At 48.0% G+C, this 9,364-nt stretch carries 7 protein-coding genes and 1 pseudogene; 4 read left to right on the top strand and 4 right to left on the bottom strand.

Annotated features, from left to right (window positions below; all coding sequences use genetic code 11):
- A pseudogene (locus QUA38_RS24900) lies at positions 1-399 on the bottom strand (protein-methionine-sulfoxide reductase catalytic subunit MsrP); the annotation flags it as partial.
- Between the two features lie 450 nt (positions 400-849).
- Between QUA38_RS24900 and QUA38_RS24895 the strand changes: the two are divergent.
- Positions 850-2,895, top strand: a complete 2,046-nt coding sequence (locus tag QUA38_RS24895) for a serine/threonine-protein kinase (RefSeq protein WP_333166662.1) — start codon at positions 850-852, stop codon at positions 2,893-2,895.
- A 139-nt stretch (positions 2,896-3,034) separates the two neighbouring features.
- On the opposite strand, the gene QUA38_RS24890 is transcribed toward QUA38_RS24895, so the two are convergent.
- Entirely contained in the window at positions 3,035-3,775 is a 741-nt protein-coding gene (locus tag QUA38_RS24890) for an SDR family oxidoreductase (protein ID WP_333166659.1), read from the bottom strand.
- 171 nt (positions 3,776-3,946) lie between these two features.
- On the opposite strand from QUA38_RS24890, the gene QUA38_RS24885 reads away from it, so the two are divergent.
- From QUA38_RS24885 to QUA38_RS24875, 3 genes are all read left to right on the top strand, one after another.
- A complete protein-coding gene (locus QUA38_RS24885; protein WP_333166656.1) occupies positions 3,947-4,516 on the top strand; it encodes a tetratricopeptide repeat protein in 570 nt (189 codons plus the stop codon).
- Between the two features lie 55 nt (positions 4,517-4,571).
- Positions 4,572-5,480 (top strand): hypothetical protein, encoded by a 909-nt coding sequence (locus QUA38_RS24880; RefSeq protein ID WP_333166654.1) that lies wholly within the window; start codon positions 4,572-4,574, stop codon positions 5,478-5,480.
- Between the two features lie 142 nt (positions 5,481-5,622).
- Positions 5,623-5,916 carry a DUF3288 family protein gene (locus QUA38_RS24875; protein WP_333166650.1) on the top strand — a complete coding sequence of 98 codons (294 nt, stop codon included), beginning with the start codon at positions 5,623-5,625 and terminating at the stop codon, positions 5,914-5,916.
- Between the two features lie 86 nt (positions 5,917-6,002).
- Here the strand turns inward: QUA38_RS24875 and QUA38_RS24870 are convergent, their stop codons facing one another.
- Positions 6,003-6,272: a DUF2442 domain-containing protein gene (locus QUA38_RS24870; protein WP_333166648.1), complete on the bottom strand. Its 270-nt coding sequence runs from the start codon at positions 6,270-6,272 to the stop codon at positions 6,003-6,005.
- Positions 6,273-6,399: 127 nt separating this feature from the next.
- Entirely contained in the window at positions 6,400-9,216 is a 2,817-nt protein-coding gene (gene secA / locus QUA38_RS24865) for a preprotein translocase subunit SecA (RefSeq protein WP_333166645.1), read from the bottom strand.
- Positions 9,217-9,364 lie beyond the last annotated feature (148 nt).

The raw sequence follows: 9,364 nt of genomic DNA, 5'->3' as shown, positions 1-9,364 counted from the left end.
GTCGTCAATATCATAAGTGCGGGGATTTTTTACTAAACCGCCTACTTCTACTTTCCAGTTTTCTGTTGGCAAAGCTTGAGCGGCTTGCCAAATAGATTTTGTGCCGCCGTATTCGTAAAAATTGTTGTATTTTGTAGCCAAGGCTTCGTCGGTAATCGCTCGATCGACTTTGGCAAAGGCGGGATTCCGGCTCAATCCCGAATATGCTTGGGTTGAGCTTTGCTCCAGAGCAGCTTTTGAGCTAGCATTGCTTTGGCAGCCGATCAGCGGCAGCAGCGAAGCAGTCACGCCGGCGCCAATTAAATTTGTCATGAAGCGGCGGCGGTTGAGAAAGGCTGTTTCTGGGGTAATTTGGGGTTCCAGAATTTCCCAAGGTTTGGGAACGCGAATTAACGGCATAAGTAATACTTAAAAGTTAGTAGTTAGTTTGGCAAAAGTTGCCTAAGTTTTAATCTGTTAGTCGATTTGAGATGTGAGATTTGAGGTGTTAGATTGACTCCATAGAACTAACAATCGCGGATATTTGGCCATCACTCGCGATTGCTTTGCTTTGCTGCGATCGCACTGAAAGTATTCGCAATGACAGTATAACGTAATTCGGTAACAGCAAATCCAGCCGAACGCTTGATCGCGCGAGCAATCGATCGACCTATTAAACCTTGCTCGCAGGAAAGTCAGCAATAATTTACGTGCGATCGACCAAAGCCATTGTGGCGAAAATCTGGGAAACAATTATGATCAAGCAAAGATTCCAATTATTTAATTTGTCCATAGGAAGCGGCACGCACCGCCCCGCTTTCCTCCCCCACCAGCAATAATGTCGGGCGGGGGTCTCCAGCGGAAAGACAAATGAGTTACTGCACCAATCCCCATTGCCAGAATCCCCAAAATCTCGATCGCGCGACAGTATGCAAAAGTTGCGAGTCAAACTTGCTGCTAAAAGGTCGCTACCGAGTCTTTCACACACTCGGTCAAAGTCTCACTTGCCGCACCTTCTTAGCAGTCGATGAAGACCAACCTTCCCAACCCCGTTGCGTCATTCAACAGTTCTGCGCGCCTGCTGCAGGTTGCACACAGGAAAACTGGGCATTTCGCCGCTCGGTCTCAGTTATCGACAAGTTGGGCCAACATCCCCAAATACCGAAACTGCTGGCATCTTTTGAACTCGAGGGCTGCCAGTATTTAGTGCAAGAATACATCGAAGGTCGTAATTTAGCCGATCGGCTTTCAGAAAAAGGTGTTGTTAAAGAAATTCAAATTTGGTATCTGCTGAGCGAATTGTTGCCAATCCTGCAATTTGTTCACGAAAATCAACTGATTCACGGAGATATCAAACCGTCGAATATTATTCACCGGAAAACTCCCCAAGCATCCCCAGCTTTGGCAGGGAAAGAGGATTTACATTCCGTGTCTCAGGAAAGTGCCTCTGGGCTAGTTTTAGTCGATTTCGGCGCGGCAATTCGGGCTAATAGTGGCCCGCTCAAAACAGAAACGGTGACAGGTTCTGCGGAATACGCGGCCCCGGAACAAATTAAAAGCCAAGCGATTAAGAGCAGCGACATCTACAGTTTGGGCGTCACTTGCATTCACTTGTTAACGGGAATGTCGCCCTTTGATTTGTTTGACATCAAAGCCGAAAGTTGGACTTGGAGAGATTATTTGAAAGTACCAGTTTCGGCGCGACTCGGCCGCATTCTGGATAAAATGGTGCAGCAAGAACCATCAAAACGCTATCGATCGACCGAGGCAATTCTTACAGATATGAAATACGGCCCGGCACCGGTAGACGTGATTCTCAGCAAACCCAAGTGGACTTTGGCCATGTGGGGAGCAAGTACGGTTGCCCTGCTGTCCGTAGTGCTGGGTGTTCGCTTGCCATCTCCTGCACCGCAGGCTTTCACTTCTTCTGAGCCTGTTTCTAGCATTCCCGAAATTCGGTTCAATCCGCCCCCGATGCAGGATTTCAGGGGTGAGGCATCGCAGTCCCGGCCCGCAGTGCGGACTCTAGCGGATCAAGACAAAAACCCAATTTGGGCGGTAGCAGTTGCTCCCCAGGGCCGCGTGATCGTCAGCGGGAACAACGACGGCACAATTCACTTGCGGCACAAGCGTCACGGCAAGCTGCTCAAGGTTTTAGCAGGACATTTGGGGCCGGTGTGGTCGGTGGCAGTCAGTCCCGACGGCAGGACGATCGCCAGCGGCGGCGTTGACGGTACGATTAAATTGTGGAATTTCTATTCGGGCAAGTTAATTCAGACTTTGGACGGACACCAAGACGGCGTGTTCTCGGTGGTTTTCAGTCCCGGCGGCCAAGCCCTGGCCAGTGTGGGTAAGGACAAAACTTTGAAGTTGTGGCAAGTCGAAGGCGGGGCCGAGTTGGAAACTCTCCAGGGGGTTTTTGACGAGGTGCAGTCGGTGGCTTTCAGTGCCGATCGAGAAACTTTGGCGATCGGCAGCAGCGACGGTAAGATCAGCCTGTGGAACTGGCAGACTGGGGAATTGAAAGAAACTCTTTGGGGTCATTCCGAGGCGGTTTGGTCTTTGGCCATCAGCCCGGACGGTCAAACTCTCGCCAGTGGCAGTTGGGACAAGACGGTGAAGTTGTGGGATATCAGCGCAAATAATCAGTCCCAGCAACCCAACGGTTCTCTGCTGCGGACTTTGATCGGCCATTCCGACAAGGTTAAGTCCTTGGCTTTCACTCCCGACGGAGACAAACTCGCCAGCGCCGATTTGAGTGGGACTATCAAGCTGTGGCGGATGAGTTCCGGCGAAATGGCGGGCACGCTGAAGGGTCATTCTACCTGGGTGGATTTGGCTTTTAATCCTCAGGACAAAACTCTGATTAGTGGCAGTTTTGACGACACGATTAAGGTGTGGCGACTGTCTCCTTAATTTGTTGGATTGTCAGCTCTATAAAGTTATAAGAATCCCTAACCAGAATCTTTGATTTTGCTTGGGGATTCTTATAATCGGCGATTGAAATCGCTGCTATACAAATTTTTATCCACTCCAAGCTGACTAAAGTATATATTTAGGCAGTCCCGCCGTTAACGCGGATATTTTGTCCGGTAATCCACCGGGCTTGTTCGCTGCACAAAAAAGCCGTCACATCGGCAATATCTTCAACTTTTCCGAGTCTTCGCAAAGCAGCCATTTGAGTAAATCTTTGTATTTGTTCGGCGGTTTTGCCGACTGTAAAGAGTTCTGTATCCGTTGGGCCCGGAGAAATCACATTAACTGTAATTTGGCGATCGCCCAATTCCTTCGCGAGCGATCGAGTTAGCTGTTCTACTGCGCCTTTTGTCGCCACGTAAGCCCCGTAAGTTGGCAGTAGCATCGCCGTTGTCGAACTGGAAAAATTAACAATTCTTCCTCCGTCTGCCATCCGTTTAGCAGCTTCTTGACAAGCAAAAAACGTGCCTTTGACGTTAATTGAAAAAAGATTATCAAACTCTGCTTCGGTAACTTCCGCTATAGGTTTGTAAAGAATTACTCCTGCATTATTGACTAAAATATCGACTTGTGAATAGGTTCCCAGAGTGCGATCGAACAAATCGCAAATTTCTGCGGTTTTGCTGACATCGGCTTGCACGGCTAATGCTTTGCCACCTGCTGCTTCAATCGCTGACACAACTTCTTTTGCTTGCTCAGATCCTCTGGCGTAGTTGACGACCACTGATGCGCCTTCTTCGGATAATCGGAGGGCGATCGCGCGTCCAATTCCCCGCGATGCACCAGTCACAATTGCCACTTTTCCTGCTAGTGATGCCATGAGATTTCCTCTGCAATTAGCGTTGATGCTGGTTCAAAATAATCATAATATTTTTTCCGCATTCCGGTACACAAACAAATTTAAAATCTCAAATAGTCAGAATATCCCTCGAAATTGCGGTTGCTAACTAACACTTGTGGTAAAGTAGTGTCGGCTGTTAAAGTAAAATCTATGAGCGTAAATTCCGAGTTAGCAGAGCAGTATTTGTCAGCGGGCGAGAGCCTCCAGAAATCAGGAAAACTTGAGGAGGCGATCGCTCAATATCAAAAATTACTAGCCATTCAGCCGGATAGTGCAATCGCACTTAACAAGATAGCTGAAATTTATTATACGCAACAGAAATATGTAGAGGCGATCGCCTCCTGTTACCAAGCACTTCGCCAGCAGCCCAATTTCGCCCCCGCCTACAAAACTCTAGGCAATATCCTGCAAGCCCAAGGCAAAATAGACGCGGCAATTCGCGCCTACTCAAAGGCGATCGAATTTGATCATAATTTTGTCGAAGCCTATGTTAACTTGGGCAGTATGTTTTACAAACAAGGCCAGCTCGATGACGCCATAACTTACTATCAAAAATCTATTGTTATTCAACCAGATTTAGCCGTCGCTTATTGGAATTTAGGCAAAAGTTTAGAAGAGCAAGGTCGAATCAATGAAGGTTTATTTTATCAAAAAAAAGCTCTAAATTTACAGCCTGAGTTAGAAGGTAGAAGCAATTCAGTAAAAAATCACACTTACTGAAGAGGAATGTTATAGTCAAAATAATTCAATCATTAACGATGCAAGCTGGATTAACATGGAAATTAGCCAGAACCCGCTCGAATTTCTAACTGCTAAAGTACAAGAAACTGTTGCCGATACCCAAAACTTAGCCAACGAAATCGCTGCTAAAGTTGAGGAAAATGCAACTGTATTAACGGCGTGGGTAAAATCAGCGCCAAGTTCAATGGTTAGTGCTGGGGCGATCGCCAGTCAAGAAGCTTTTAAAATAGCACGCAACATCCGTTTTGAGAACCTGCCAATAAATCTGCAATCGAAATTTGCTAGGGCTGGCGTGCGTGACGGCATCCGAAATGTGCAAGAAGCAGCAAAAGTATTTGAATCGATACCCGCCCAAATTCGTGCCCAAGGCCCAGAAGCAATTCGCAACTTCTGTCAAGATAAAGATTGGAGTCACATCCAAGCGCACGTCAATGGAGGCGGAAGCGAAGCTGCTAACGGGATTTTTGAATATTTTTGGGTGAATCGTGCTCGCGGTGGTGTAGACATGACTGCTGCAGAATTAGCAGTCGCTAAGCAAGTTTTAGCGGATGCAGCGTTTAAAGCAGCAGTTGCAGAAATCGTTGGGGCTGCAATGAAAGGGGCGATCGCCGCAGCAGTAATTGAGTTAATATTTTCTATCTTAGAAAATTCGCTATTGTGCGTGGAAGGGAAAATTACGCAGTCAGAGTTAGTCGAACAAGTCGCCACCGCCACCGCCAAAGCTGGCATTGCTGGCGGTGTTATTACTGGCATTCTGTTAACACTGTGCATGATATTTCCCCCCATTGCCGCGCTTTTAGGTGCCGCAGCGATGCCCTTGGCGGTTGCAGGTATTGGTTTTATGGGAATTCGCGCCTGGGAAATCTTTTGTCACGGCGATCGACTATTTGGTATTACTGAACAAACACAAAAATTTCTGGGAATGACTGAATCGACAACTTAAACAGTTGACAGTTATGATACCGGAATAAAACCGTTTATGAAGCGCGGATTTAAGACTATATTCATTAGGTTATTTATGTCCGCGCTTTTGGGTGGCGGTTGCTGGTAGCAACATTTTCAGATGATTGGGAAATATAAATAGTATGGATTCAGTAGAAAAAACTCAAGATCAGCAGCATCCGCAATACAAGCGCGATCGAGCCAGTGTCGATAGTTTATTAGCAGGAGAAGCAACCGACTACAATTTATCGGAATTAGCAAGATTAATAATTCGCTACCGAGGCTTTCCCGGCGCTAGAGATATTCAATCCGCCTTAAAAGAAGTCCTGCAAAAATGGAATCATAGCGAAGAAACTCTTTACGAACAAACCCGTAAAATTCACGCCAAAGGTGAGGTTTACAGGAAACAAAAAAGCGATCAAGAAGATTGGCTTTAATCTCAAATCTCGCTTAAATACCTGCTCCATCTATTACATGAAAAAGGCTATATTACGAAAGCTTAGAAGTGAACTAGCGATCGAAATTAATGAGTAATGTTAGACCTCGGAGCAGGTGCACCTCGCAGCATTCCTTCTGTACTGAGGTCTTCATCAATGTCTTCCCAGTGAATGCCATAGCCTCCTCCACATACTTCCCATTTTTCCCTTTGATCGGGCGTTGCATGAAACAATCTTGGATACCAAATTAAAGGCACGGTAATGATTCGTCCATCCATCAAATCAACACTAATGGTTTCTTCTGTAAAATGAATTTGCTTAACTCTCTCGTCCGCTCGAATCGCCAAAACACCCATACCAAGCCTCCAATAGCGTTTGTTTATTTTCTTGTAAAGGATATAGAGGACACGGCACTGCCGTGTCCCTACCGCGATTAATTGTAGGGACACGGCACTGCCGTGTCCTGATTTCCGGTAACTATTTTCAAACCATCTCTGGCGAAACTTGCATTGCCGGCTGCGGCTGGAACTGGAACAGCGAATAAACCACATTGCGGCGGATATCCGTCATCATGTCCAAAAACAGCTCGTAACCTTCAGTTTTGTACTCGATTAACGGGTCTTTCTGCCCGTAACCGCGCAGCCCTACAGACTCGCGCAAAGCATCCATTTGTTGCAAGTGTTCGCGCCACAAAGTATCAATTTGCTGCAAAATAAAGAACCGTTCCGCATCTCGCATCAATTCAGCTCGGATTGCATTAACTTCCGCTTCTTTAATGTCGTAAGCATTGCGGACTTGTTCGTGCAGGAATGTTTTAATTTCCTCAACGGACAAATCTTCTAGCTGATCCGGTGTCATGTCAGCGAGCAGATAAACAAATTCCTTCACCTTGCTCACAAGTTTGTCGAGTTCCCATTCTTCGGAAGGTAAATCGGGATTGATGTATGCTCCCACGATGTCGTCCATCGTCTGTTCGGCATACTTAATTACCTGTTCTTTGGAGTCCAAACCTTCCAATACTCGGCGGCGTTCCGCATAGATTGCTCGACGCTGATTGTTCATCACTTCGTCGTATTCAAATACCTGCTTGCGGATATCGTAATAGTAGGTTTCGACTTTTTTCTGAGCGCCTTCGAGGGAACGAGTCAGCATTCCAGATTCGATCGGCATATCTTCCTCAACACCGAAAGCCTTCATCAAACCGGCCACCCGTTCGCCGCCGAAAATCCTGAGCAAATTGTCTTCCAAACTCAAGAAAAACCGCGTAGAACCCGGGTCTCCTTGGCGTCCCGCCCGGCCGCGCAACTGATTGTCGATCCGGCGCGATTCGTGGCGTTCGGTACCGATGACGTGCAAGCCTCCCAACTGCACGACTTCATCGTGTTCGGAGCTGGTAAAAGCATCGTATTCCTTGCGGGTTAAATTGTAAGCTTCCCGCAATTTTTGAATTACCGGGTCTTTTGTCGGCGCTTTTTCCGAAGCTATAGCCACGATATCATCGGCTTGCAATTCCGTGAGCGATCGCGCGCCGTACTCCTTCACCGCCAATTCCACCGCCGCCACGAGCATTTGTTCGGCATTTTTCGATAGCTGCGTCGGGAAAATCTGCGCCGAAGCTTTCCAAGACTTAACCTTTTTCTTAGTCGGATCAAAACCTTGAGGTGCGGGGCGGCCGCTAATACCAGGCACTTGCACTACCGAAAACCCTTCGTCATCCTCGGGTTGCACAATTCGGGGCATCAGATATTCCCGCAACTTCAGGCGGCCCATGTACTCAGAATTACCGCCCAAAATGATGTCTGTACCGCGCCCGGCCATGTTCGTGGCGATCGTCACAGCGCCTTTGCGTCCGGCTTGAGCGATAATTTCCGATTCCCGCTCCACATTTTCCGGTTTAGCATTGAGCAAATTGTGAGGAATTTTCCGTTCCAGCAGCAGCCGCGACAGCAACTCCGACTTTTCCACGCTCGTAGTGCCCACCAGCACCGGCCGACCGATCTCGTGCATTTCCGCGCAGTCTTGGGCGATCGCATTCCACTTGCCGGCCTCTGCCTTGTAAACCATATCCGAAAGGTCAGTGCGGCTCGTAATCCGGTTAGTGGGAATCAGCGTCACTTCCAGATTGTAAATCTTCTCAAACTCCGTCTCTTCAGTCTTCGCCGTCCCTGTCATCCCCGACAGCTTCGGATAAAGCAAAAAGAAATTCTGATAGGTAATCGTCGCCAGCGTCTGAGTTTCCGGCTGAATTTCCGCCCGTTCCTTGGCTTCGATCGCCTGGTGCAAACCGTCACTCCAGCGGCGTCCCGGCATTACCCGGCCCGTAAACTCATCCACAATCACGACTTCGCGATCGGGAGTGACGATGTAGTTAATATCCTTAATAAACAATTCCTTGGCCTTAATCGCATTAAAAATGTAATGCGCCCAAGGGTCAGCCGGGTCGTACAGATCCGTAACACCCAACAACCGCTCAGCTTCACCAAAGCCTTCATCGGTCAGTAGCACATTCCGAGCCTTTTCGTCAACCTCGTAATGTTCTTCATTTTCCTTTCTCAGAGCAGCAGCTACCTCAGCCGCCCGCATATACTTCTCGCTGGGGCGTTCCACCTGGCCCGAAATAATCAGAGGCGTCCGTGCTTCATCAATCAGCACCGAGTCAACTTCGTCAATCACGCAGAAATTAAAAGGACGCTGCACTACATCTTCCATGACAGTAGCCATGTTGTCCCGCAAATAGTCAAAGCCGACTTCGCTGTTAGTCGCGTAGGTAATATCGCAGTTATAATTTTTCTTTCGTTCCACCTGATCCATGCCCTGCTGAATCAGTCCGACAGTCAGTCCCAGGAAGCGGTGCACCTGTCCCATCCATTCCGCATCCCGCCTTGCGAGATAATCGTTGACGGTGATGATGTGTACGCCTTTACCGTTGAGGGCGTTGAGGTATGCCGGCAGCGTCGCCACCAGAGTTTTGCCCTCACCAGTTTTCATTTCGGCAATTTGGCCTTTGTGCAGAATGATGCCGCCGAGGAGTTGGACATCAAAGTGGCGCAGCCCCAAAACCCGCTGTCCCGCTTCCCGCACCACTGCAAAAGCTTCCGGCAAGATTTCGTCTAGGATCTCTTTCTCCTCGTTGAGAGATTTAGCTTTTGCCAGACGTTCTTGAAACTCCGCCGTTTTGCCTCTGAGGTCGTCGTCTGAGAGTGCGCGGAAGTCTTCTTCCAAAATATTGATATCAGCTACCCAAGGCTGAAATTTTCTAAGTTTGCGCGCGTTGGGATCGCCTAGCAGATTTTTAAACATGGCAGAAGAGGCAGATTTTTAATAATTTAGCTATTAGCTTTCAGGGTTACGGGCTGTAGTGTTAGCCACAACATATACCCTCCCCGATTGTAGCAACCATTGACCCTCCTGGGCCGTCGCTGGGGGCGATCGACCGATTTTGGATTTT

The organism is Microcoleus sp. Pol12B4 (genome assembly GCF_036701385.1).
Classification (GTDB): Bacteria; Cyanobacteriota; Cyanobacteriia; order Cyanobacteriales; family Microcoleaceae; genus Microcoleus.
Note: the sequence above shows the minus strand (reverse complement) of the source record. Positions and strands in the feature narration are given on the sequence as shown.